The sequence below is a fragment of the Bacillus sp. PS217 genome (genome assembly GCF_037963535.1).
GTDB classification, from domain to species: Bacteria; Bacillota; Bacilli; order Bacillales; family Bacillaceae; genus Bacillus; species Bacillus subtilis.
The window spans coordinates 1648103-1671826 of the sequence record NZ_CP150157.1 but is presented as its reverse complement, the minus strand read 5'-3'; the positions used below and the strand labels follow the sequence as shown (position 1 = coordinate 1671826).

The 23724-nt window shown below is 45.1% G+C and carries 24 protein-coding genes; 1 reads left to right on the top strand and 23 read right to left on the bottom strand.

The genetic code is table 11. The annotated features are described in order from the left end of the window. Positions 1 to 95: 95 nt before the first annotated feature. The 11 genes from rncS to NSQ83_RS08730 all read right to left on the bottom strand — a co-directional run bounded on the left by rncS (position 96) and on the right by NSQ83_RS08730 (position 10491). A complete protein-coding gene (gene rncS, locus NSQ83_RS08780; protein ID WP_003232030.1) occupies positions 96 to 845 on the bottom strand; it encodes a ribonuclease III in 750 nt (249 codons plus the stop codon). A gap of 139 nt (positions 846 to 984) precedes the next feature. Then, complete coding sequence (gene acpP, locus NSQ83_RS08775; RefSeq protein WP_003154310.1) at positions 985 to 1218, bottom strand: acyl carrier protein; 234 nt, start codon at positions 1216 to 1218, stop codon at positions 985 to 987. An 83-nt stretch (positions 1219 to 1301) separates the two neighbouring features. Next, on the bottom strand, positions 1302 to 2042 hold the full coding sequence (fabG, locus tag NSQ83_RS08770) for a 3-oxoacyl-[acyl-carrier-protein] reductase (protein ID WP_003232035.1): 741 nt from the start codon (positions 2040 to 2042) through the stop codon (positions 1302 to 1304). Next, the gene (gene fabD / locus NSQ83_RS08765) at positions 2035 to 2988 is read right to left on the bottom strand and encodes an ACP S-malonyltransferase (RefSeq protein ID WP_029726491.1); all 954 of its coding nucleotides are present in this window, start codon (positions 2986 to 2988) and stop codon (positions 2035 to 2037) included. The genes fabG and fabD overlap by 8 nt, the downstream gene beginning before the upstream one ends. An 18-nt stretch (positions 2989 to 3006) precedes the next feature. Next, complete coding sequence (gene plsX / locus NSQ83_RS08760; protein ID WP_003232041.1) at positions 3007 to 4008, bottom strand: phosphate acyltransferase PlsX; 1002 nt, start codon at positions 4006 to 4008, stop codon at positions 3007 to 3009. Between the two features lie 13 nt (positions 4009 to 4021). Continuing rightward, positions 4022 to 4588 carry a transcription factor FapR gene (fapR, locus tag NSQ83_RS08755; RefSeq protein ID WP_003232044.1) on the bottom strand — a complete coding sequence of 189 codons (567 nt, stop codon included), beginning with the start codon at positions 4586 to 4588 and terminating at the stop codon, positions 4022 to 4024. A 108-nt stretch (positions 4589 to 4696) separates the two neighbouring features. Then, entirely contained in the window at positions 4697 to 6745 is a 2049-nt protein-coding gene (recG, locus tag NSQ83_RS08750; protein ID WP_029317792.1) for an ATP-dependent DNA helicase RecG, read from the bottom strand. Then, positions 6723 to 7625, bottom strand: a complete 903-nt coding sequence (sdaAA, locus tag NSQ83_RS08745) for an L-serine ammonia-lyase, iron-sulfur-dependent, subunit alpha (RefSeq protein ID WP_003232049.1) — start codon at positions 7623 to 7625, stop codon at positions 6723 to 6725. Before sdaAA ends, recG begins: the two co-directional genes overlap by 23 nt. Positions 7626 to 7650: 25 nt before the next feature. After that, on the bottom strand, positions 7651 to 8313 hold the full coding sequence (gene sdaAB / locus NSQ83_RS08740) for an L-serine ammonia-lyase, iron-sulfur-dependent subunit beta (RefSeq protein WP_003232050.1): 663 nt from the start codon (positions 8311 to 8313) through the stop codon (positions 7651 to 7653). A 138-nt stretch (positions 8314 to 8451) separates the two neighbouring features. Beyond that, a complete protein-coding gene (locus NSQ83_RS08735; protein ID WP_198878772.1) occupies positions 8452 to 10113 on the bottom strand; it encodes a DAK2 domain-containing protein in 1662 nt (553 codons plus the stop codon). A 15-nt stretch (positions 10114 to 10128) separates the two neighbouring features. Continuing rightward, positions 10129 to 10491: an Asp23/Gls24 family envelope stress response protein gene (locus tag NSQ83_RS08730; RefSeq protein WP_003232054.1), complete on the bottom strand. Its 363-nt coding sequence runs from the start codon at positions 10489 to 10491 to the stop codon at positions 10129 to 10131. A 276-nt stretch (positions 10492 to 10767) separates the two neighbouring features. On the opposite strand from NSQ83_RS08730, the gene rpmB reads away from it, so the two are divergent. Then, entirely contained in the window at positions 10768 to 10956 is a 189-nt protein-coding gene (gene rpmB / locus NSQ83_RS08725) for a 50S ribosomal protein L28 (protein ID WP_003221548.1), read from the top strand. Between the two features lie 72 nt (positions 10957 to 11028). Here rpmB and spoVM read toward each other — a convergent pair whose 3' ends face one another. From spoVM to coaBC, 12 genes are all read right to left on the bottom strand, one after another. Beyond that, a complete protein-coding gene (spoVM, locus tag NSQ83_RS08720; protein WP_003221545.1) occupies positions 11029 to 11109 on the bottom strand; it encodes a stage V sporulation protein SpoVM in 81 nt (26 codons plus the stop codon). Between the two features lie 71 nt (positions 11110 to 11180). Next, positions 11181 to 11825, bottom strand: a complete 645-nt coding sequence (locus tag NSQ83_RS08715) for a thiamine diphosphokinase (protein ID WP_014479765.1) — start codon at positions 11823 to 11825, stop codon at positions 11181 to 11183. 72 nt (positions 11826 to 11897) lie between these two features. After that, positions 11898 to 12551, bottom strand: coding sequence for a ribulose-phosphate 3-epimerase (gene rpe / locus NSQ83_RS08710; RefSeq protein ID WP_003232058.1), 654 nt, complete (start codon positions 12549 to 12551; stop codon positions 11898 to 11900). Positions 12552 to 12555: 4 nt separating this feature from the next. Beyond that, positions 12556 to 13452 carry a ribosome small subunit-dependent GTPase A gene (gene rsgA, locus NSQ83_RS08705; protein ID WP_003232060.1) on the bottom strand — a complete coding sequence of 299 codons (897 nt, stop codon included), beginning with the start codon at positions 13450 to 13452 and terminating at the stop codon, positions 12556 to 12558. A gap of 14 nt (positions 13453 to 13466) precedes the next feature. Further along, positions 13467 to 15413, bottom strand: a complete 1947-nt coding sequence (gene prkC, locus NSQ83_RS08700) for a serine/threonine protein kinase PrkC (RefSeq protein ID WP_017694852.1) — start codon at positions 15411 to 15413, stop codon at positions 13467 to 13469. Continuing rightward, positions 15407 to 16171 (bottom strand): protein-serine/threonine phosphatase PrpC, encoded by a 765-nt coding sequence (gene prpC, locus NSQ83_RS08695; protein ID WP_014479762.1) that lies wholly within the window; start codon positions 16169 to 16171, stop codon positions 15407 to 15409. The genes prkC and prpC overlap by 7 nt, the downstream gene beginning before the upstream one ends. 6 nt (positions 16172 to 16177) lie before the next feature. Next, entirely contained in the window at positions 16178 to 17269 is a 1092-nt protein-coding gene (rlmN, locus tag NSQ83_RS08690; RefSeq protein ID WP_195727863.1) for a 23S rRNA (adenine(2503)-C(2))-methyltransferase RlmN, read from the bottom strand. A gap of 3 nt (positions 17270 to 17272) precedes the next feature. Then, positions 17273 to 18616, bottom strand: coding sequence for a 16S rRNA (cytosine(967)-C(5))-methyltransferase RsmB (rsmB, locus tag NSQ83_RS08685; RefSeq protein ID WP_195727864.1), 1344 nt, complete (start codon positions 18614 to 18616; stop codon positions 17273 to 17275). Next, positions 18603 to 19556 carry a methionyl-tRNA formyltransferase gene (fmt, locus tag NSQ83_RS08680; RefSeq protein ID WP_195727865.1) on the bottom strand — a complete coding sequence of 318 codons (954 nt, stop codon included), beginning with the start codon at positions 19554 to 19556 and terminating at the stop codon, positions 18603 to 18605. Before fmt ends, rsmB begins: the two co-directional genes overlap by 14 nt. A gap of 4 nt (positions 19557 to 19560) precedes the next feature. After that, positions 19561 to 20043 (bottom strand): peptide deformylase, encoded by a 483-nt coding sequence (def, locus tag NSQ83_RS08675; protein WP_015383630.1) that lies wholly within the window; start codon positions 20041 to 20043, stop codon positions 19561 to 19563. A 26-nt stretch (positions 20044 to 20069) separates the two neighbouring features. Next, positions 20070 to 22487, bottom strand: coding sequence for a primosomal protein N' (gene priA, locus NSQ83_RS08670; protein WP_198878771.1), 2418 nt, complete (start codon positions 22485 to 22487; stop codon positions 20070 to 20072). Then, on the bottom strand, positions 22484 to 23704 hold the full coding sequence (gene coaBC / locus NSQ83_RS08665) for a bifunctional phosphopantothenoylcysteine decarboxylase/phosphopantothenate--cysteine ligase CoaBC (protein WP_042975747.1): 1221 nt from the start codon (positions 23702 to 23704) through the stop codon (positions 22484 to 22486). The genes priA and coaBC overlap by 4 nt, the downstream gene beginning before the upstream one ends. Between the last annotated feature and the right edge of the window lie 20 nt (positions 23705 to 23724).

Sequence of the window (23724 nt, the reverse complement as noted above, 5' to 3'; positions counted from 1 at the left end):
TCCTCCTTATGTAATAAGTATTTCAATTCTATCATAAACATTGGTCAAATAAGACGGCATACATACTGAAATCCCCCTGAGTCATAAGGGGGATTTTATTGTTTCGTATGGTGTTTTTGCAATTTAGCTAAAGCTTCCTGAGCAGCGTGCTGTTCGGCTTCTTTCTTTGAACGGCCGTTTCCGACTCCGAGTGGTTCACCTTTTAGAGATACGATGGCTTCAAATTCACGGTTGTGCGCAGGTCCTTTTTCGTTGGAGATTTTATACTCCAGAGAGCCTTTGCCGTCCCGCTGCACGTATTCCTGCAGCTGGCTTTTGAAATCCATCACATGAGAAAAAGCACCATCGTTAATTTTAGGGAACACATAAACTTTTAAGAAACTTTCGACCGGCTCTAATCCTTGGTCAAGGTACAAGGCTCCGATAAATGCCTCAAAAACATCCGCCAATAGAGCAGGACGCTTTCTTCCGCCTGTCATTTCCTCGCCTTTACCCAACAGGACAAGATCGCCGAATGACAGCTCGTGAGCCAATGAAACGAGAGACGGTTCGCAAACAATTGCGGCTCTCAATTTCGTCAAATCTCCTTCACTCATAGCCGGGTATTTGGCAAATAAGAATCTGGAGATCGTCAGTTCCAAAACAGCGTCACCTAAAAATTCAAGCCTTTCATTATCTTCATACGGCTTTTTCCGATGCTCATTCACATAAGATGAATGTGTAAATGCTTGATACAAAAGCTTTTCATTTTGAAAGTGAACCGAAATCCGTTCTTGAAACTCTTTAAATTGTTCTACTTTTTTATAGAACTTTTTTTTATCTTTATAATGTGAGTGTTTTGACATAGTAACCTCCATAGGCACATCAGGTTCACCGCGCTTCTCTGACTAAACCGGATACAGCGCGCGTAAAAGCGGCATGCTGTAATAACTGCACGAATAAAGGGCTAAAGCCCCGCGTTTCGGCGGGACTTTTAGCATCAGCTTATTGCTGGTTTTGTATGTAGTTCACAGCGTCGCCGACTGTTGCAATCTTTTCAGCATCTTCGTCAGAAATCTCCATATCAAACTCGTCTTCAAGTTCCATAACAAGCTCAACTACATCTAGGGAATCAGCACCTAAGTCTTCCTTGAAAGAAGCTTCAAGTTTGACGTCTGCTTCATCAACGCCAAGGCGATCTACGATGATTTTCGTTACACGCTCTAATGTGTCTGCCATAGCAATTCACCTCCCCTCAAGTATTATAGTGGATTCGTTTTTAAAAAACTAGAGAAACTACGATGAAATTTTCGAGAAAAAACTTACATCACCATTCCGCCGTCAATATGAAGCGTTTGGCCTGTCATATAACGAGCTCCCTCTGAAGCTAGGAACGTGACAACACTGCTGACATCGCTAGGTTCACCAAAGCGCGCAAGCGGAATTTGTTTCAGCATTTCGTCTTGAACGTCTTTTGCAAGTTTATCTGTCATATCAGTTGAGATAAATCCTGGCGCTATTGCGTTTACCGTAATATTTCGGCTGGCGAGCTCTTTAGCAGAAGATTTGGTTAAACCGATGACGCCGGCTTTTGCAGCCACGTAGTTGGCTTGTCCAGGGTTTCCGCTGACGCCGACGATAGACGATACGTTAATAATGCGGCCTGAACGCTGTTTCATCATTTGTCTTGTAACAGCTTTTGTGCAGTTGAAAACACCCTTCAGGTTAATGTTAATGACGTCATCCCATTCGTCTTCTTTCATTCTCATGATGAGATTGTCTCTTGTAATTCCCGCATTATTAACCAGAATGTCAATCGTAGAAAAAACAGACAATGTTTCTTTTATCATGTTTTGTACATCTTCGGGATTTGATACATCCGCTTTGACAGCAATTGCTTTTCTGCCCATTGATTTAATTTCATCTACCACTTCATTTGCTTTCGCTTCATTGCCGGAGTAGTTCACGACAACATTTGCGCCGCTTTTTGCCAGATCAAGGGCGATTGAGCGGCCGATTCCGCGGGATGCGCCAGTGACAATAGCCGTTTTATCATTAAGCATTATCATTCTCCTCCTTAAGCGTTTGAATTGCCAGCTCGATCGTTTCCGGATCTGATACAGCAATTGTTTTTAACCGTCTATTTACTTTTTTCACAAGGCCTGAAAGCACTTTTCCGGGACCGATTTCAATAAAAGTCGTAACACCCTCTGCGATCAGCTTGTTAATGCTTTCCTCAAAACGAACCGGAGAGTAAAGCTGCTCAATAAGTTTTTCTTTGATATCTGCTTTTTCAGTCATCACGCCAGCAGAAACATTTGAGATGACCGGAACGTCAGCGTCTTTTATGTCACAGGCGTCCAATACCTCTTTCAGCTTTTCAGCAGCCGGTTTCATCAGTTCAGAATGGAACGGACCGCTTACTTCAAGCGGAATTGCGCGTTTTGCGCCGTTCTCTTTTGCCAGTTCAGATGCAAGCTCAACCCCTTTAGCTGTTCCGGAAATGACGATTTGGCCAGGACAGTTGAGATTCGCAAGCTGTACAAGGTTGCCTTCCTCTGTGACTTTATCGGTTACTTGCTTTAATGCTTCAGCATCCATACCGAGAATCGCAGCCATTGCTCCTTCGCCAGCCGGCACCGCTTCATTCATAAACTCTCCGCGTTTTCTGACGGTATAAACAGCATCTTTGAAAGACAGAGCGCCAGCCGCAACCAGTGCAGAATATTCACCAAGGCTGTGTCCTGCTGTGAAATCAGGTGTAATGCCAGATTCTTTAAATTTCTCAAGAACAGCGATGCTTGTCGTAAGCAAAGCAGGCTGCGCATTGTATGTAAGTGTTAATTCTTCAGCAGCACCCTCAAAAATAAGCGAGCTGAGTTTTGTTTCCAACGTTTCATCGGCTTCATCAAACAGACGCTTTGCAGCAGGCACCTGCTCATAAAGCTCTTTTCCCATGCCGATAAATTGTGATCCCTGACCCGGGAATAAAAATGCAATCTTACTCATGATGTAAAAACCTCCAGACTACTCATCTGTTTTTTCTTCTTTCACTTCTTCCTGAATGAGCGCAGCCACATTTTGGCTGACCATCTCTCTTGCTTGCCGAATCGCATGGAATACAGCATTTGAATCTGAAGAGCCGTGCGCCTTGATCACAGGCGCTTTTAAGCCAAAAAGACTTGCTCCGCCATAATTCGAATACTCCATTTTCATTTTCATTTCTTTCAATTTTGGTTTCAGCACAGCTGCTGCAAGCTTGGATGTCAAAGTAGACGTCATTACGTCTCTCATCATTTTAAAAATTGACAACGCAGAGCCTTCCAGCGTTTTGAGTGTAACATTCCCGGTAAAGCCGTCTGTTACTACAACGTCCGCCACATCATCTAAAAGGTCTCGCGCTTCCACGTTTCCGATAAAATTGATGTTTGCTGTTTCTTTTAAAATTTGAAACGTCTGCTTCGTCAGTTCGTTTCCTTTTTTATCTTCTGTTCCGACATTTAAAAGTCCGACTCTCGGTGAAGTGACACCGCGCACTTGCTGAGAATAAACAGAACCCATGATGGCATATTGAACGAGGTGCTCCGGTTTGGCATCGACATTGGCGCCGACATCAAGGAGAAGAAATCCGTCTCCCGAAACAGTCGGAAGTGTCGGAGCAAGCGCCGGACGGTCAATTCCTTTAATTCTCCCGACAATAAAGAGACCGGCTGTCATTAATGCACCGGTATTTCCCGCTGAAATGCAGGCGTCAGCTCTGTTTTCCGCAACCTCCTGCGCCATAAGAACCATAGATGAGTTCTTTTTTCTTCGCACGGCACGGACCGGTTCATCCGTAGGCTCAATCACTTCATCCGCGTGCAGCACCGTGATGCGATCTGATGTAGTTGTTAAATGTGATTCTATCGTTGTTTTGTCACCGACAAGTGTGATATGGAGATCATCAAATGCCTCTATACCTTTTATAACTCCGTCAATAACAGCTTTGGGAGCGTGGTCTCCTCCCATTGCATCTACAGCTATTCTCATGCATGCTCCACCTTTATGAATGTTTTGAACGATACATGTCAAAGCGTCCAGAAAAAACAATTTCTTCGCCAACGTAGCTGTTCACTTCGACAACCGTTCTTCCTTTTTCTTTTTCGACAGCCGTCACTTTCGCTTTTGCTACGACACGTTCACCCTGCTTTACCTGTCTTGTAAAGCGGATGTCTGCACTTGCAGTCAGCGCCAGCTCGTCATCAATGACTGCAACGGCCAAAGAATTCGCCTGTGCAAATAAATGGTGTCCTCTCGCAATCTGATTCCGGCTGAACACGTGCTCCTGTTTTATTTCTAAAATGGATATCGCCTGATCATCCAGCTCAAGGTCAATAATTTCTCCGATAACTTCATCAAGTGACAGGGACTTCACTTCGTCCTCAAGTGTTTTCTCTGCCACGTTCTTAATTCTTTCTCTCAGTTCAGGTATGGAAAGCTCTAAGCGGTCCAAACGTATCGTCTGGATGCTCACCCCAAATTTACCCGCTAATTCTTCATCTGTAATAAAGGGGGTTGCTTGAATCGTCTGCTGAAGTAATTCCTGGCGTTCTCTCTTATTTCTTCTCATATCTAAACACCATCCGGACAATTAAGACTAGGTACTAATAGTAGTATATAATTTCATAGATTGGAATGCAACGATTGTTTCTGGCTGAACACCAAAAACTTCTGATACTCAGCTTAATTTTTCCCCGTCCATTACTCCGCTCTTCAGCAATTCATCTCTTAACACAGCGTATTCCGGCTCCTTCCAGAACGCGTCAGAAGCCACAAGATTCGCAGCATCCTGCCTTGCCGTTTCAAGCGCTCTGTAATCATGAACCATGTCCGCCACTTTAAATTCCGGCATTCCGCTTTGTTTTTTCCCGAAGAAATCACCGGGACCTCTCAGTTCCAGATCCTTTTCAGACAGCTCGAAACCGTCATTGGTCTCCGACATGATCCTCATCCGTTCTTTCCCTGTTTCTGATTTTGGATCAGCCATCAGAATACAGAAAGATTGATGCTCACCCCGTCCAACACGGCCGCGCAGCTGGTGAAGCTGTGATAGCCCGAAACGGTCGGCGTCATAAATCACCATAATTGTTGCATTCGGAACATTCACGCCAACCTCCACAACAGTGGTTGATACGAGAATTTGACAGTGATTTGCGCTGAATTCTCTCATGACCTGGTCTTTTTCATCGGAATGCAGCTTTCCATGCATAAGGCCGACATTCCATTTTCCCCGAAAAATATCAGAAAGCATATTGTACACGTCAATAGCGTTTTGCACATCAAGCTTGTCTGATTCTTCAATCAGCGGACAGATGATATAAGCCTGCCTGCCTTGCTTTAATTCTTTTTCGACAAATGCCAATATACGATCCAGCATGTCATGTTTTACCCAATAGGTCTCGATTCTCTTTCGTCCAGCCGGCATCTCATCAATGACAGATACATCCATTTCACCGAACACTGTGATCGCTAATGTTCTTGGGATTGGAGTGGCTGTCATAAAGAGAACATCGGGATCCTGCCCTTTGTTCCGAAGCTTTTTGCGCTGCTCAACTCCAAATCTGTGCTGTTCATCTGTAATAACGAGACTCAGCGCCTTAAACTCCACCTCGTCTTGGATTAAAGCGTGGGTTCCTACAAGAATATCAATCTCACCCGCCGCAAGACGCTCAAGCAGTTCTTTTCGCCGCTTCCCTTTAACAGAGCTTGTCAAAAGAGCAACGCTGACGTCCCATTTTTCAAATAGCGAAACGAGCGAATCAGCATGCTGCTCGGCCAGAATTTCTGTCGGCACCATGAGCGCTCCTTGGTATCCGGATAGGATCGCGGCATACAGTGCAATGGCGGCGACTGCCGTTTTTCCTGATCCAACGTCCCCTTGAAGAAGGCGGTTCATTCTGTATGGAGAAGACATGTCTGCTGTTATTTCGCGAAGAACGCGTGACTGGGCGTTTGTGAGGGGAAACGGGAGGCTTTTGATAAATCTCATGAGTTCTTCGTTTGAAAAACGCTGCCGTATCCCTTGTGTCTGCTCTCTTTCCGCCTTTCGGAACGCCTGCATTTTCAACTGAAACAACAAAAATTCTTCATAAACAAACCGCCGTCTGGCAAGCTTTAATGCTTCCCTTGTTTCAGGCTGGTGCATTGCTTTTAACGCTTGATAATAGTCAGGCAGTTTATAGCTTTTTCTTAGCTTTTCCGGAAGAGGATCAGGAAGTGAGTCTGCATATTGGGTCAGCGCCTGCTGAATAAAGCGCCTCATCATTTTGACGGTAACATTTTCTTTCACAGAATACACTGGTTCAATGCTTTTGTCTTCTTGATGCGGCCCGTTTTTCAACTCCTGAACAGAGATGGTTTGGCGGTGCTTGTCCCATTTACCTGAAACCGTCACCACAGAGCCGAGCGAAAGCTTCTTCTTCAAATAAGGCCGGTTAAAACATACGGCTGTGATTAAATAGTGGCCGACCAGAAGCCTGAATGTCAGCCTGTTTCGTTTTTTTCCGTAATAGGTAAGAGAAGGCTCTGAATGAACCTTCCCTTCGACTGTGACTCTTTCATCATGCTTTACTTCTTCTAAATCCCTCAGCTCGTAGTCATCATAGCGATAAGGGAAATAATTCAGAAGATCAGAAATGTCATAAATACCGAGTTCGTGTAATGTTTTTTCTGTTTCCGGCCCAATACCCTTAATGTTAGCTATACTAGTTTGCTGATGTTGTTTCACGTGAACCTAGCGCTCCTCCGAAAATTTTTTTCTCTAATTCTCTTCCTGTCGGTGTTGCCGCTAAACCGCCTTGGCCTGTTTCTCTAAGTGCAGTTGGCATCGTTTGGCCTATTTTATACATGGCATCGATAACCTCATCACATGGAATACGGCTTGTAATGCCCGCCAATGCCATATCAGCGGCAATCATTGCATTTGACGCGCCCATCGCATTCCGTTTCACGCAAGGCACCTCAACAAGCCCTGCAACAGGGTCGCACACGAGGCCTAGCATATTTTTTAATGTAATGGCCATAGCTTCCGCGCTTTGTTCGGGTGTTCCTCCTGCCATTTCAACAATGGCCGCAGCCGCCATGCCTGAAGCTGATCCAACCTCTGCCTGACATCCTCCGGCGGCGCCGGAAATGCTTGCGTTATTAGCCACGACAAATCCGAAAGCCCCGGCTGTAAACAAAAAGCGGATCATTTGTTCTCTTGTTGGATTCAGCTTTTCTTTTACAGCAAATAACGTACCGGGCACCACACCGGCAGAACCTGCAGTCGGTGTCGCACAGATGGTTCCCATGGCTGCATTTACTTCATTTGTTGCAACGGCTTTCGATACAGCATCTAAAATCAGCGGGCCAGACAGGCTTTTTCCTGATCGAATATAGGCCTGCAATTTAACGGCATCTCCGCCTGTTAAGCCCGTTTGGCTCGTAACTCCCTCGAGTCCTTTCTGAACCGCCGCTTCCATAACAGACAGGTTATGATCCATCTGCTGAAAAATGTCCTCTTTTGTTTTTTCTGTTACTTCCATCTCTTGAGCTATCATCACATCAGAGATCAATATTTGTTTTTCTTTAGTAATCTCAATTAATTCTTTTACATTACGAAACATAACTGGCTCCTCCTGACCCTTTTCGCTAGTCAGCAATCTTTGTCACTTGAATAATATTCGGCAGTTTCGACAGCTCGTCGAGAATGTGGTCGTCAATATTTTGATCGACCTCTATTGTCATCAGCGCAAGCTGTCCGATATCTTTCCGGGCTACTTCCATATGTCCTACGTTGATTGAAAATTTCGCCAGAACATTGGCAACACCGGCAATTGTGCCAAACTTGTCATTATGAACAACTAATATGGCCGGATGATTTCCTGACAGCCGGAGCTCAAAACCATTCAATTCTGTGATTTCAATCTTTCCTCCGCCAATCGAAATACCCGTCAGTTCCAGCTCACCCTTTTCATCAGAAATGGTGATTTTTGCTGTGTTCGGATGGACCGGGACTGCGTCTTCTACCCGAAACTCTATATCAATTCCTTTAGCTTCTGCAATTTGTATAGCGGTTTTAATCCGTTCATCGAATGTATCAAAATCAAGCAATCCGCCGATAATCGCGACATCTGTGCCGTGGCCCTTATACGTTTCCGCAAACGAGCCGTAAAAAGATACAATGATGCGCTCAGGTTCTCTGCCAAATAAACTTCTGGCCACTCTCCCGATTCTAGCAGCTCCCGCTGTATGAGAGCTGGACGGACCGATCATAACCGGGCCGATAATATCAAAAACGCTTCTGTATTTCATGCTATTCCTCCTTATGAACCAGAGCTTATTAGCGCTTTGCTTCTAGACTAATTGATCAGATATAAAATGGCAAGCGGGCGCGTTACAGCGCTGCCGCACTTAAAAGCAGACATAAGAATAGAAGGGCAAATTGCCCTTCTATTCTGCAGAAACTATATACGAATACAGAGGCTGTTTCCCATTGTGGATCTCAACCTCAATCTCCTCGTACTTTTCACTGAGAAACGCTTCAAGCTGCTCAGCTTCTTCCTGAGACGCATCCTCACCATATAGAATGGTCACGATTTCATCATCTTCTCCGATCATTTCTGACAGCAGCATTTTCGCGGCTGACAGCTGATTGTCAGAAGTGCCGATAATCGTTCCATTCAGAATGCCCATAAAGTCGCCTTTTTTAATATCTTTACCGTCAATATGAGTATCTCTGACTGAGAACGTCACCTGTCCGCTTTTTACTTGCTGAATGGCGCTTAGCATATTGGCCTCGTTCGCTTCAGCTGCTTGATCCGGGTTAAAAGCCAGCAGGGCTGACATCCCTTGCGGAACCGTTTTAGCAGGAATGACAAAAACCTGTTCATCCACTACGCTGGCCGCTTGGTTAGCAGCCATGATAATGTTGGAGTTGTTAGGCAGGATAAATACCGTATCTGCATTTACAGACTTCACGGCATCAACAATATCCTCAGTGCTTGGGTTCATGGTCTGGCCGCCTTCGATCACAACAGAAGCGCCAATGCTTTTGAATAGGTCTGAAATTCCTTCTCCCATCGCCACAGTCACAATGCCATACGGCTGTTTTGCCGGCGGTGTTTCGTTGTCTGCAGGTTTGCTTTCTTGACTGATGATAGAGGTATGCTGTTCTCTCATATTTTCTATTTTTATTTTGATCAATTCACCGTAATGCTGGGCGTAGTTTAACACGTTTCCCGGCTCTTCAGCATGAATATGAACCTTCGCCAGCGATTCATCCGCAATCACAAGCAGAGAATCTCCAAACTGGCTGAGGTCTTGCCTGAACGTACCTTCGTCGAACTCTCTTTTTGTCTGATCAAGCCTAACCATCACTTCAGTACAGAATCCAAATTCAATATCTTCGGTATTCATCATGCTTTGCGCGCTCTTGTGATGCTCTGCGCTGACCATGTCGTCAAGTGACGGAAGAACTGCTTTCTGAGGTACAGTTTCACCTTTTAATGAAGCAAGGAAACCTTCATACACACAGAGCAGGCCTTTGCCCCCGCTATCGACAACTCCTACTTCCTTTAGGACAGGTAGCAATTCAGGGGTGCGGTTTAAAGACGCCTCTGCTTCTTCTGTCACTGCAATCATCAGCGCAGTGATATCGGTTTCTTTTTCTGCTAAGATCATCGCTTTTTTTGCAGCGTCTTTTGCAACTGTTAAAATGGTGCCCTCTACAGGTTTCATGACAGCTTTATACGCCATGTCTACACCTGCTTGCAGCGCAGCGGCAAACTCAAGTGCATTAATTTCTTTTTTCGTTTCAATGCTTTTGCTAAATCCGCGGAACAATTGGGATAGGATAACTCCTGAATTTCCGCGTGCTCCCATGAGCAGCCCTTTAGATAACGCGGAGCCCACCTTCCCGATATCATCCGTATCCATTTGTTCAACTTCTCTTGCTCCGGAAGTCATCGACAGGTTCATATTTGTTCCCGTATCACCGTCCGGCACCGGAAACACGTTCAGTGCATCAACTGCACTGGCGTTTTGAGACAGATTCTGCGCTCCCGCAAGAATCATCTCGGCAAAGGTTCTGCCGTCTAATGTTCTGATAGACAATCCTACTCCTCCTAACTACGGGTTCGTCACTCGTACGCCTTGGACATAAATATTGACAGAGTCCACTGCCAGTCCGATGGTTTGATTTACTGTGTACTTTACTTTTGTTTGGACATTATGTGCCACTTCAGAAATTTTCGTGCCGTAGCTGACAATGATATACATGTCGATATGTATCTGTTCTCCTTCTTGGCGAACTTGGACACCCCTGCTGAAATTCTCTTTCCGAAGGATTTCAGTCAGTCCGTCTTTAATCTGGTTTTTAGAGGCCATGCCGACAATGCCGTAACAGTCAACCGCCGCGCCTCCTGCAACCATCGCGATGACTTCATTAGATATATCAATCTGTCCGTACTTCGTTCTTAATTCAATGGACACACTAGTTCCTCCTTCGAATGCATAGAGTTACAGCTATTCTACTATATGGTTTCCATTATGAAAAGACCAGGCAATAATCGCTGGCCGTACCTCTACATATACTATAGCGCTGCTGTTTCCGCAAGATGTCAAGTGAATTTTCTTGAAAGATGATGAAACAATAGTTGCAAACGTTTTTTAGCTGTGGTAAATTATTTAAAGTATCCATATCGAAAGCATCTAAGATTATATGAATGTTAAAAAGTAGATGTTTTGTGCAAGTGAGGAGGGAAACAAATGGCACGTAAATGCGTTATCACAGGTAAAAAAACAACAGCTGGGAATAACCGTTCTCACGCAATGAACGCTTCTAAGCGCACTTGGGGCGCGAATCTTCAAAAGGTTCGTATCCTTGTGAACGGAAAACCTAAAAAAGTATATGTATCTGCTCGAGCTTTGAAATCCGGTAAAGTTGAGCGTGTATAACAAAATGAACGCCTGCCCCGATATGTGGCAGGCGTTTTTATGTGGTGAAAGAGGGCTTTGAACCCCTGGGCATTAATCTTTTCTAAATGAGCCCAGCATCGCCCGGACAATTCCTCCTAAAAACTTCGGCAATTTAATGGTGTAAAATTTCATTTTTGTCCCCTCCTATAACGTCCCGTAACCGCCTTGTTCATTGTTTTCAGCAATTGAATGAAAGCACATGCTTAATCCGTGCTTCTTATCATTATTAATATGCCTTTTGCAAACGAAAAAGTACCTCGTGAATGAATGAGTTCGTTACTAATACATAGTGTTGAACCGAGCGTAATATGACAATTATTTAGAGGATATTTAAAACCGGTCAGGGTCAGCTCATGTATGTCTTCGGAAAACGGTATGAAGGAGATATATCGCTTATTTTCATCCTTCTCAATATCATATTCACCAGGAGGGAACATTTGAATATGATTTTGTTTGTCTATCAGCCTAATTTTTATGTTCGTTTTTACACCTCTATACAGTAGCTGAATGTTTCCTAAAAAATGATCAGCTCTGCCGCCTGTAATGCCGAAAATCTGAATAATATCCGGCTGCTTTTCCAGCGCCCAATCAAGGGCGAGGTCTAAATCTGTTTGATCTTTTTCTGCTTGATACACATGAAGGGCGGGAGCGGCTTTTTCTATTCGCCGGCGTTCTTGCTCCGTTATGCTGTCAAAATCTCCGAAGGCTTCAACAGGAATGATCCCGGCATCTAAGAGAGTGACGGTGCCTTTGTCAACACCGATCCAAAGCGTGTGTTCATCCGTATAGCCGGTTAGATCGGGAATGAGATTTTTCGGGCCTCCCGCAACGATATTAATTGTTTTCATCTCTGATTCCTTTCTCTGCATACAGGAAAAAGAGCTTAGGCTATTGTATGCCCAGCTCTTTTCTAAAGCTGCTTATTTACTTCCTCTGATTTCAGAAATTGCTTTTTTGCGGTCAGACTGGCCATAAACAGCTGAACCGGCAACGAGTAAATTTGCGCCCGCTTCAATGACGAGCGGAGCGGTTTCTTTGTTGACGCCGCCGTCTACTTCAATTAACAGATCTTTTTTTCCTTTTTCATCCGCCATTCGCTTAACCTCTTTTATTTTAGGAAGGACTGAATGAATAAATTTCTGCCCGCCGAAGCCCGGGTTCACCGTCATTAAAAGAACAAGATCGAGATCGTCGAAAACATGCTCGATGACTTGTACAGGGGTATGCGGGTTTAGAACCACTCCGGCCTTCACTCCTTGCTCTTTAATGAGCTGGATGGTACGGTGCAGGTGCGGACATGCCTCAGCATGCACAGACAGGATATCTGCGCCTGCTTTCGCAAAAGCCGGGATATAACGATCCGGCTCTTCTATCATTAAATGGACATCAAGCGGCAGATCCGTTACCGGCCGGACGGCTTCTACAATCAGCGGACCGATTGTGATATTCGGGACAAAATGGCCGTCCATAACATCAATATGAATACAATCGGCTCCGCCTTTTTCTACATCTTTAATCTCATTGCCTAAAGCGGCAAAATCAGCGGAAAGAATAGATGGTGCAACCTTTATCATTATGCTAATACCTCGGCTTTCTGTCTTTAATCTCCGTCATAAATTCAACATAATGGTCATAGCGATACTGCTTTAATTCTCCGTCTTCAACAGCTTGTTTCACCGCGCATTTCGGCTCTTTCAGATGTAAACAGCCTCTAAATTTGCATGAAGAGCTTTTTTCTCTGATATCAGGGAAGGTATAGCCCAGCTCTTCTTCCTCAATGTCTGTAAATTCAAGCGAGCTGAATCCCGGTGTATCTGCAACCAAACCTCCGGACGTATGAATCAGCTCCACGTGGCGGGTTGTGTGTTTCCCGCGGCCCAAATGCTCAGAAATCTCGTTTGTTCTTAATCCAAGCTCCGGACTGATCGCGTTGAGAAGCGAGGATTTCCCAACACCGGACTGACCGGCAAATACCGTTGTTTTATCCTGAAAATGCGGGATGATGTCCGCTAAACTGTCTTGGTCCTTAGAGGAGGTAAGGTATACGTCATAACCAATATTCCGATAGTCCTCTGCATAGGCTTGTATCGTATCTTCTGTATCTTGATCTTCAATCAGATCCATTTTAGTAATGCATATAATCGGCTGAATATCATTGGCCTCAACGAGAACCAGGAAGCGGTCGAGCAATGCCGTGCTGAAAGAAGGCTGAACCGCTGAGAAAACCAGGACCGCTTGATCAACGTTGCAAATTGGCGGCCTGATAAGCTCGTTGGTTCTTTCTTTAATTTCCATTAGATATCCTTCTTTGTCATTTTCAGCTTGATACACAACGTAATCACCGACAAGAGGGGTAATTTTGTTTTTTCTGAAAATGCCTCTTCCTCTGCATTGTATTACTTTATCTGAATCCTCTGATTCATCCAGTACATAGTAAAAGCCGCTTAGCGCCTTAATAATTTTGCCCTCAGGCATATTTTCCCTCCTTGTTATTCATCTTTCGGATACTCAATGGTTTTGTAGCTGACAACTTTATTGTTTACCATTACTTGATAGTACCCTTTTTGGCCGGGTTCAATCTTTAGTTCGATCGTTCGTTCAGTCGGCTCTTTTATCTTAAATTCTTCGTAAGTGTCAGAGATGCTGTGATCCGCATCGTCAACCGCGATTTGCACTTGAAGCTCGTCCCCTTCATTTTCTGGTTCGTAGGGGATCTTGACCTTTTCTTTCACTGTTTTCGCAGGTTTTTTCTCTGGTCCGAGAGAGAACGTCACTTCAACTTCGTTTCCCGGCTTTACTGCCGTACCTGCTGCTGGTTTTTGTTTGACAACCTGTCCTTCTGGAACATCATCTGAGTATGCTTCTTTTTCTACAAGCTTTAATCCGTTGTCTTCCAGATATCCAGACGCTGCTTCTTTACTGTAGGTTTTCAAGTCTCTAAGCGTAATGTCTTCGGGTCCGATACTGACTGTAAGTTTGACTTGATCTTCACTCGGGACAAGCTCAGTCCCTGCTGAAGGATTTTGGTCAATGACAGTGCCCGCGTTTTTCTCGTCATTCACTTCATTTACCGTTACATGTTTAAACCCTTGGTCCTTCAACGCTTTTTTTGCCTGGTCGACCGTTTGGCCTGTCACATCACCGATCTCCGTTTTTGTCTTTCCGGTGCTTTTATAAAGAGTGACCGTGGCGCCTTCTTTGACTGTTGTATCCGCTTTAGGGTCCGTTTTTACCATCAGGCCCTCTTCAATTTTTTCATCTGAGATTTCCAACACCTCGGAATCAACCTGTAAACCTTCTTTTTCCAAGAGCCCTGCGGCTTTTTCGTATTCCATTCCGGAGACATCAGGTATTTTGACATCCTTAGGCATGAAAAGCGACGGAAAAACAGTGACAGCAAGAATTCCAGCTGTGATAAAAACGAGGCATATCGTGAGCAAAACCCACGGCCACTTTTTTCTTTTGCCGTTCTTCTTTGTTTTGTTTTCTTGTGCGGTTGTCACTTCAGCTTCTTTTTCGCCAGCAGCTTTAGCGAGTTCTTCATCTTTAATGATAGGTATCGCTTTTGTCATTTCTTCATCTTCTTGAATCGTAAATCTCTTTTCATTGAGTCTGTCGGCATCAAAAGCTGTTTTTATGTCTGCTTCCATGTCTTCAGCCGTTTCGTAGCGATGAAAAGGATCTTTGGCAGTTGCCTTGAGTATGATGTTTTCAACGCTTTGGGGGACCGATGGATTCCACCTTTTTGCCGAAGGAGTTTCCGCTTGAAGATGCTTCAAGGCGATGCTGACTGCTGACTCTCCATCAAACGGAATACGGCCGGTTAAAAGCTCAAATAGAACGATTCCCAGCGCATAAATATCCGATTTTTTTGTGGCTAAGCCGCCCCGGGCCTGTTCAGGTGATAAGTAATGGACCGAGCCCAGAACTGAATTGGTATGGGTGATTGTGGTCGAACTTAGTGCCGTCGCAATTCCAAAATCCGTTACTTTGATATTTCCCATATGATCAATCAAAATGTTATGCGGCTTGATGTCTCTGTGAACAATCTGGTTTTGATGGGCATGAGCGATGGCTGAGACAATTTGCTCCATGATGTTCAGCGCTTCTTTAGGGTGAAGCGGCCCATTTGCTGTTATGTATTCTTTAAGCGTCATGCCTTCAACGTATTCCATGACAATATAATAAATATCATCTTCCTCGCCCAAATCGTAAATGCTGACAATATTCGGGTGATCGAGGCTTGATGCGGATTGGGCTTCTCTGCGGAAACGTCTGATAAATTCATTGTCATTTGCATAGTCAAACCGCAGGATTTTAATTGCGACTTCACGGTCTAGAATGATATCCTCAGCTAAATACACGTTGGCCATTCCCCCGCCGCCTATAACACGGAGAATTTGGTAACGCCCGCTGATCCGCTTGCCGATTAGCACTGATCTTCACCCTCTTCAACTTGTAAAGCAAGCTCAAGCAAAACTGCTGTAATGTTGTCTTCTCCGCCATTCTGATTGGCTTTGTCCACAAGCAGGTTTACTTTTTCCTGAGGAGCTGAATCGCTTTGCAGGATGTCTTTTAACTCAGTGCCTTCCACTTTATTCGTCAGTCCGTCAGAACATAGAAGCAGTTTGTCTCCGGGTTCTATATCAAAGGAACGGGTGTCAATACTGACTGACTGGTCTGTTCCAAGCGCCTTCGTCAACACATTTTTTCGCGGATGATGTTCAGCGTCTTCTCTGGAAATCTCTCCAGTGCGAACCAGTTCATTTACAAGCGAATGGTCTTCTGTCACTTGAACGAAATCATCGTCCTGAAGCAAATAGCATCTGCTGTCTCCGATATGGGCAACAGAAACCGTTTTCCCCGTAAAAAGTGCACATACAATCGTCGTCCCCATGCCTTGGCATTCTTCGTGGGCTTGAGCGTGATCGTATATTTTGCTGTTTACCGAAAGAATCTGTTCAATGAGCCATTTTTCACATTCCGAGGGCGCAGTTGGAATCGTCTCTGCTTCATTCCATTTCTCCCCCATGGCTTTCACAGCCATCTTGCTCGCAACATCTCCAGCAAGATGGCCGCCCATGCCATCAGCGACAACCGCTAATATAAATTCATCTTTCCCCTTGAATATCCCCGCATCATCTTCATTATGCTGGCGGATTTTTCCTGTATCTGTTTTTAAGGCTGTTAACAACCCTCATCACCTCGTCTCGTCTTGACGCTCCTTCGCGCGAAGCTGACCGCAGGCTGCGTCAATGTCATGTCCTTGCTCTCTTCGGATTGTGACATTTACTCCGCGGGATTTCAGCGTTTTTTCAAAAGCAAAAATCTGATCACGCGGTGTGCGCACATAGTCCCGTTCAGGCACGTAGTTTACCGGAATCAAGTTCACGTGGCATTTGACTCCATCCAGCAAGTCGGCAAGCTCTTCGGCGTGTTCCACCTGGTCGTTTACGCCTCCGAACAGCCCGTATTCAAAGCTGATGCGGCGTCCCGTTTTATTAATATAATATTTAACGGCTTCCATTAGATCAGGCAGTTTATATGCTCTGTTAATCGGCATCAAACGGCTTCTAATTTCTGTGTTCGGCGCGTGCAGAGAAATTGCAAAGTTAATCTGCATTTGCTGATCAGCAAATTCGTAAATTTTCGGGATGATTCCACTCGTAGAGACCGTTATATGGCGAGCACCGATATTCAGGCCCTTGTCATGGTTAATGATTTTCAAGAAAGCGAGCATTTCGTTAAAGTTATCAAAAGGTTCGCCGATTCCCATGATCACGACAGAGCTGACGCGTTCATCCGTTTCATCAAGAGCTTTTTGCACTTTGACTACTTGAGCGACAATTTCCCCTGCTTCAAGGTTTCGTTTTAAGCCTCCAAGCGTTGACGCGCAGAATGTGCAGCCAATACGGCAGCCGACTTGTGTCGTTACACATACAGAATTGCCATACTCGTGTCTCATTAAAACGGTTTCGATGGTATAACCGTCATGAAGCTCAAACAAAAACTTCATCGTACCGTCTTGAGAAGTTTGTTTAACAGCCGTTTTCAGCGTTGTTAACACAAAGTGAGTGTTTAATTTCTCACGCAGATCCTTTGAGAGGTTTGTCATTTCTTCAAAAGAAGATACGCGTTTTTCATATAGCCATTCAAAGATCTGAGCCGCACGGAACGGTTTCTCTCCGTTGTCTGTCAGCCATTGTTTAATTTCATCTAATTCAAAAGAATAAATAGACGGACGCTCTGTCCGCAATTCTTTTCTTACTTTTGTTTTATTAAGTTCTGCCATTGCTTATCCCTTCTTTCTCATGCTGCAAATAAAGAAACCATCTGTTCCGAAATAATGAGGAAGGATTTGAAGCCTTCCATCCCGAACAAAGGGTCTCACCTTTTCAGGCAGCCGCTTTTCAAGAGACAAATCGGGTTCAAAATCAGGATGTTCTTGTATAAACGCATGTATTACTTCATCATTTTCTGTCCGGTCCATTGTACACGTACTGTAGACAAGAGTGCCACCTTTTTTTACTAATGGTGCGATTTCCCTCAAGATCGACAGCTGGATTTCAGCTAGACGGGCGCTGTCGTCAGATTTTTTCGTGTATTTCATGTCCGGCTTTCTTCTGATAACACCGAAACCTGAGCACGGGGCATCGACCAATATTCGGTCAAACTGTTCGTTTTCAAACGTTTCCCCCGCTTTTCTAGCATCCATTGTTTCCGCATGAATGATTGTCAGGCCAAGCCGGTCTGCCGCTTCTTTGATCAGCTTCACTTTATGTTTGTGAAGATCAAGCGACGTAACGCTCCCCTTGTTCTTCATTAATTCTGCGATATGAGCCGACTTTCCGCCAGGCGCCGCACACGCGTCAAGCACTGTTTCATCAGGCTTAGGATCAAGGGCGCGGGCGACGAGCATGGAGCTCTCATCCTGGATGGAAACTTCACCGTTTTGGAAGAAATGAGTTCCAGCAATTGTTCCCTTTAAGAGCTTCACAGCATCTTCAGCGAGGTCGCCTTTTTCAACTTCGATTCCCTCAGCAGCCATTTGGTCAAGCAGCTTAGCTCTGTCTGCTTTCATTTGATTGACACGCAGCGTCTGCTTCGGCGGAATGAGATGGATGCGGCAAATCTTCTCCGCAGCTTCAAATCCATACGCGTCCGCCCACTCTTTCACAAGCCATTCCGGATGGCTTGTTTCTGTCGCCAGCCGGCGTACAGGATCTTCGATCGCGTCAAAGGATGGAACACCTTCGCGCTGAATAGAACGGAGCACGCCGTTGACAAATGAAGCAATGCCTTTATGTCCGCGGATTTTAGCAATCTCAACCGCTTCATGGATGGCTGCCCTGTCTGGAATCTTCTCTAAATACTCCATTTGATATAAGGATAGGCGAAGAAGCTGAATCACCCACGGCTTTACCTTTTGAGGCTTATTGATAAACGGTTTAAGCATATAATCAAGCGCGATCTTATTTTGTAATGTACCATAGACAAGTTCAGTCAAAAGCCCTCTGTCCTGATCACTCAGTTCATTTGATTTAATGACCGATTTCAGCAGCAGGTTGCTGTATGCCTGGTTTTGTTCTAATTTGATCAGCGCCTCAAGGGCGATGTCACGAACACTAGTTTTTTTCATTGTTTACTCCTAACACATCACCGGCTTCAACATGAGCGCCTCGCACAAAGTCTTCGCCTTTCATTCGTTTTTTGCCTGCCGGCTGGAGTTCGGTTAATAACAGAGCCGTATCGTTACCTGTGGCAACGATAATCCCTTCCTTTTCAACCGCAACGACTGTGCCTGGCTCAGCTTTGGTTGGTGCGGGTGTTTTTTTCGATTCCCACACTTTCAAGTTTTGTCCATTAAGCGTCGTATAGGCAACAGGCCAAGGATTTAAGCCGCGGACCTGGTTGTAAAGCTCTTCGCCCGTTCTGGACCAGTCGAGCAGCTCTTGCTCTCTTTTAATGTTAGGCGCGTATGTCGCTTTCTCTTCATCCTGCTTTTCAGGTGAAATGCTGCCGGCAATAACGTTTGGAACCGTTTCAGACAATAGCTTCGCGCCAGCAACGCTTAATTTATCGTGCAGTGTTCCGACATTGTCGGTTTCTTCAATGTCCACTTCCACTTTTGAGATCATGTCCCCGGCATCCAATTTTTCTACCATATACATAATGGTAACCCCGGTTTTTTTCTTTCCCTGCAGAATGGAATAATGGATCGGAGCACCGCCGCGCAGTTCCGGCAAAAGGGATGCGTGAACGTTAATGCAGCCGTATTTTGGACTGTCGAGAAGCTCTTTAGGCAAAATTTGTCCGAATGCCGCCGTTACAATCAGGTCAGGCTTTAATGCAAGCACTTTCTCAATTTCTTCTGTCAATCTGACTTTTTCCGGCTGAAGAACCGGGATGCCGTGACGCAATGCCTCTTCCTTGACCGGAGGAGGTGTCATGACTTTTTTTCTGCCCTTCGGACGGTCCGGCTGTGTGACGACCCCCACTACTTCATATCCGTCCTCAATCAGGGTTCTTAAAACAGGAACTGAAAAATCTGGCGTTCCCATAAATACGATTCTCGTCATCAAATCATCCTTCCATATCCGCTAGTTCATCTTCTGTATAGTATTTACTTATTTTAGATGTAAACAACACACCGTCTAAGTGGTCCATTTCATGCTGCACGGCTCTTGCTAAAAAGCCTCGCGCTTCCAGAATGAACGGTTTTCCCTGACGGTTAAACGCACGCACTTTGACATAATCGGCACGTGTGACATCACCATAGACGCCAGGAAAGCTCAAGCATCCTTCAATTCCGGTTTGCTCGCCGCTTTTTTCTAAAATTTCAGGATTAACGAGATCAATTCTCCCTCTGTCATCCCCGATGTCTACAACGGCCGCTCTTTTTAAAATGCCGATTTGCGGCGCTGCCAGTCCGACACCATCCATTTCAAGCATGGTGTCGTACATATCATCAAGCAGTTTTTTTAGCTTTTTATCAAAAACAGTCACGGTTTCCGCAGGTGTTTCCAAAACCTCCGCAGGATGTGTGACGACCTTTTTTACTGCCAATTTGTTACCCTCCAAGACGTGAGATCTTACATCATCATATAAGGATTCATATCAATTGAAATCATTACATGTTTTTGTTCAATTTCGCGTTTATAATGTTCCAGTATCTTCTTCAATAAAGCGGATAACTGGTTTTCCTGTTTGTATTTTATCACGCATTGATAGCGATATCTATCTTTGATCCTGGCTATCGGCGACGCGCTTGGTCCGAGAATTTTCGTGTCATCTCCGCAGTTTGCTTTCAAAAAATGAGCGATTTTTTCAGCTGTAACCGCTGCTTTCGCCACTTCCTCATGAGAAACAGTCACAAGAGCCAAATAGTAGTATGGCGGATAGGATTGCTCTCTCCTGTGCGCCATTTCATGCTGATAGAACGTTTCATAATCGTGTGTTTTCGTCAGCTGGATACTGTAATGAGACGGTGTATACGTTTGAATGATGACATGGCCGGGCTTTTCATGCCTGCCTGCCCGGCCGCTGACTTGCGTTAACAGCTGAAATGTTTTTTCAGCCGATCTGAAATCAGGAATATGAAGTGTTGTATCAGCACTTAACACTCCGACAAGCGTGACATTCGGAAAATCAAGCCCTTTCGCGATCATTTGCGTTCCGAGAAGAATATCCGCTTTTCCTTCTCCGAAAGCTGACAGTAATTTTTCATGGGCGCCTTTCCGTGATGTCGTGTCAACATCCATCCGAATCACTCTCGCACTTGGCAGCACTTTTGTCAGCTCTTCCTCCACTCGCTGTGTTCCCGTTCCGAAAAAGCGGATATGCTCGCTTGCGCATTCAGGACAAGTGTGCGGAACAGGCTCTTCATGTCCGCAATAATGGCATTTCAGCCTTTGGCCGTAACGATGATACGTCATGGAAATGTCGCAGTGCGGGCATTGCGGGACATAGCCGCAATCCCTGCACATCACAAAGGAAGAATAGCCCCTCTTATTTAAAAACAGCACCGCCTGCTCACCCTTGGCAATCGTTTCTTCAAGCTTTTCCATCAATTCAACTGAAAACATCGAGCGATTGCCGTTTCTAAGCTCCTCTCTCATATCGACAAGCGAAACCTCGGGCATCACCCGATGGTTAACACGGTGCTTCAGTGAAAGAAGCTCGTATACGCCCTTTTGCGCTCTAGCATATGATTCTAATGTCGGCGTAGCACTCCCTAATACAACCGGGCAGCTGTGATGCTCAGCCCGCTTGATTGCCACCTCTTTCGCATGATAGCGCGGCATTTCTTCCTGTTTATAGGAAGACTCGTGCTCTTCATCGATGATTATCATTCCGAGATTTTCAAACGGAGCAAAAATGGCGGATCTGGCACCGACGACAAGCCGTACTTCCTTCCGGTGGATTTTACGCCACTCGTCATATTTTTCTCCTGTGGATAAACCGCTGTGCATGACTGCCACCTGGGAGCCGAAGCGGCCCTTGAAGCGGTTGACCATTTGCGGCGTCAGCGATATTTCCGGTACGAGGACGATGGCTTCTTTTCCTTTCGCCAGTACTTTTTCAATTGATTGCAGATAAATTTCCGTTTTTCCGCTTCCTGTCACGCCGTGAAGGAGGAACACTTTATGCTCATCGCTGTCCAATGTCTCGCGTATGGGCTCGAAGGCAGCCCTCTGTTCGTCTGTCAGCGGCAGGGGCTCTGTTTTTTTGAACATTTTGTCCTGATAGGGATCTCTGTAAACCTCTTCATAGCTTTCCTTCAAAAGCCCTTTTTGGATAAGGGTTTTGATGGTTGCAGAGCTCGTGTCCGTTTTTTTGCACAATTCCGCCGCAGGAATTTTCACACCTTCCGGCTCAGAGATGAGAAAGTGAAGAATCGCCTGCTGTTTTGCTGCTTGGCGGGACAATCCCTCAGCCTGCTTAGCAAGCTCTTCTTTACTCGCATTTGCCTGAATATGCCTGACCATTTTTTTATTGGTTTTTTGCGCGACTTTATACGTCACGTCAATGTCCCCTTTTTGAACATGCCTTTGAATCAGTTTCAGCGTCTCATGATCGGGTATATCTGAATACAGCAGCGTCTTTGTTTCAGAAAACAGCCGTTCCACTTGCGGCGGAAGATCGGCTCCGTGTGCAATTTTTAATTCTTTTTCATATTTCGCCTTTAAGGCGGCAGGCAGCATTGCTTGAAGCGCCGTTATTTTAAAAGACAGCGTTTTGTCTGACAGCCATGATGACAGAATCATAAGCTCCTCTGTCAGAACAGGTGTAAGATCTAATAAATCCTCTACTTCCTTGACAGATTTTCCCGATAGGTCAGATGCTTCTTTGACTGCTGTCACAAACCCTTGAATCTTACGGGGGCCAAACGGAACAATGACCCGCATCCCCGTTTTGATCATGCCCTTCAGATGGTCTGGGATTTTATAATCAAAAGGCCTGTCTATATTTTTGGTGCTGACATCAACGATGACTTCTGCAAAATTCATGAGCGCTCTCCGGTTTGTTTTGAGAGGACTGCGATCTCCTGAAGGATTTCAAAAGAAACATCGAGCTTAGACATAATCGGGAGTTCGCGTTTATGCCCGTCTTTGAAAAAGATTGTCACGATATTCGTATCAGCACCAAAACCGGCCCCATTTGCTTTCACATCATTTGCCACAATCAAATCAAGGTTTTTAGCGGCGAGCTTTTTACGTGCATAGTGTTCAATGTCTTGTGTTTCGGCGGCAAATCCGACCAAAATCTGCTCTTTCTTTTTCTCGCCCAATTCTTTCAAAATATCGACTGTTCTTTTCAGTTCTAAGGTCATGCCGCCGTCTTGTTTTTTCATTTTATGGTCAAATACTGTTTTCGGCGTAAAATCGGCTACCGCAGCTGTTTTAATGACTATATCGCTTGCGTCATACACAGAGAGCACAGCTTCGCGCATATCCGCAGCCGATTGAACAGGGATAAACTCAGCAAGGCCTTTAGGCTGATCAAGTGAAACAGGCCCAGAAATTAAGGTTACCCGTGCGCCGAGCTGAACAGCAGCCTCCGCTAGTGCGTAGCCCATTTTGCCCGTCGATTTATTGGTAAAAAACCGGACAGGATCAATCGCTTCCCGCGTTGGGCCGGCTGTAATGACCACATGCTTGCCTTCTAAAGGAGCGGATGTTTCTTCAGCAAAATGTTTTTCGGCCAGCTTTACGATGTTTTCCGGCTCTTCCAATCTGCCTTTTCCTACGTAACCGCATGCTAAATAGCCCTCACTTGGCTCAATAAAACGATAACCGTCCTGATAAAGAACAGAAATGTTTCGTTTGACTGCCGGGTGGTCATACATATGAACGTTCATCGCCGGCGCGATCCAAACGGGAGCCGTTGCTGCCAACAATGTTGTCGTCAGCATATCATCAGCGATGCCGTTTGCCAGTTTTCCAATCACATTAGCCGTAGCCGGCGCTACGATAATCAAGTCGGCCCAGTCTGCGGCATCAATATGAGAAATAACGCTTGGATTTTGTTCTTTAAATGTATCTGTATAGACTTCGTGGCGGCTCAATGCCTGAAATGTCAGCGGTGAAACGAATCGGCAAGCGGATTCAGTCATAATCACTTTGACATTTGCTCCTGCCTGAACCAGCTTGCTCGTTAACGCACAGGCTTTATAAACAGCGATGCCTCCGCTCACGCAAAGTAACACATTTCGATTGTTTAGCAATGAATTCTCCCCCTCTGCAC

Bases quoted from the DNA above. Each gene is read 5' to 3' on its own strand.
- rncS (WP_003232030.1), bottom strand. From the start codon at position 845: ATGTCAAAACACTCACATTATAAAGATAAAAAAAAGTTCTATAAAAAA.
- acpP (WP_003154310.1), bottom strand. From the start codon at position 1,218: ATGGCAGACACATTAGAGCGTGTAACGAAAATCATCGTAGATCGCCTT.
- fabG (WP_003232035.1), bottom strand. From the start codon at position 2,042: ATGCTTAATGATAAAACGGCTATTGTCACTGGCGCATCCCGCGGAATC.
- fabD (WP_029726491.1), bottom strand. From the start codon at position 2,988: ATGAGTAAGATTGCATTTTTATTCCCGGGTCAGGGATCACAATTTATC.
- plsX (WP_003232041.1), bottom strand. From the start codon at position 4,008: ATGAGAATAGCTGTAGATGCAATGGGAGGAGACCACGCTCCCAAAGCT.
- fapR (WP_003232044.1), bottom strand. From the start codon at position 4,588: ATGAGAAGAAATAAGAGAGAACGCCAGGAATTACTTCAGCAGACGATT.
- sdaAA (WP_003232049.1), bottom strand. From the start codon at position 7,625: ATGTTTCGTAATGTAAAAGAATTAATTGAGATTACTAAAGAAAAACAA.
- sdaAB (WP_003232050.1), bottom strand. From the start codon at position 8,313: ATGAAATACAGAAGCGTTTTTGATATTATCGGCCCGGTTATGATCGGT.
- rpmB (WP_003221548.1), top strand. From the start codon at position 10,768: ATGGCACGTAAATGCGTTATCACAGGTAAAAAAACAACAGCTGGGAAT.
- spoVM (WP_003221545.1), bottom strand. From the start codon at position 11,109: ATGAAATTTTACACCATTAAATTGCCGAAGTTTTTAGGAGGAATTGTC.
- NSQ83_RS08715 (WP_014479765.1), bottom strand. From the start codon at position 11,825: ATGAAAACAATTAATATCGTTGCGGGAGGCCCGAAAAATCTCATTCCC.
- rpe (WP_003232058.1), bottom strand. From the start codon at position 12,551: ATGATAAAGGTTGCACCATCTATTCTTTCCGCTGATTTTGCCGCTTTA.
- rsgA (WP_003232060.1), bottom strand. From the start codon at position 13,452: ATGCCTGAGGGCAAAATTATTAAGGCGCTAAGCGGCTTTTACTATGTA.
- rlmN (WP_195727863.1), bottom strand. From the start codon at position 17,269: ATGGCAGAACTTAATAAAACAAAAGTAAGAAAAGAATTGCGGACAGAG.
- rsmB (WP_195727864.1), bottom strand. From the start codon at position 18,616: ATGAAAAAAACTAGTGTTCGTGACATCGCCCTTGAGGCGCTGATCAAA.
- fmt (WP_195727865.1), bottom strand. From the start codon at position 19,556: ATGACGAGAATCGTATTTATGGGAACGCCAGATTTTTCAGTTCCTGTT.
- priA (WP_198878771.1), bottom strand. From the start codon at position 22,487: ATGAATTTTGCAGAAGTCATCGTTGATGTCAGCACCAAAAATATAGAC.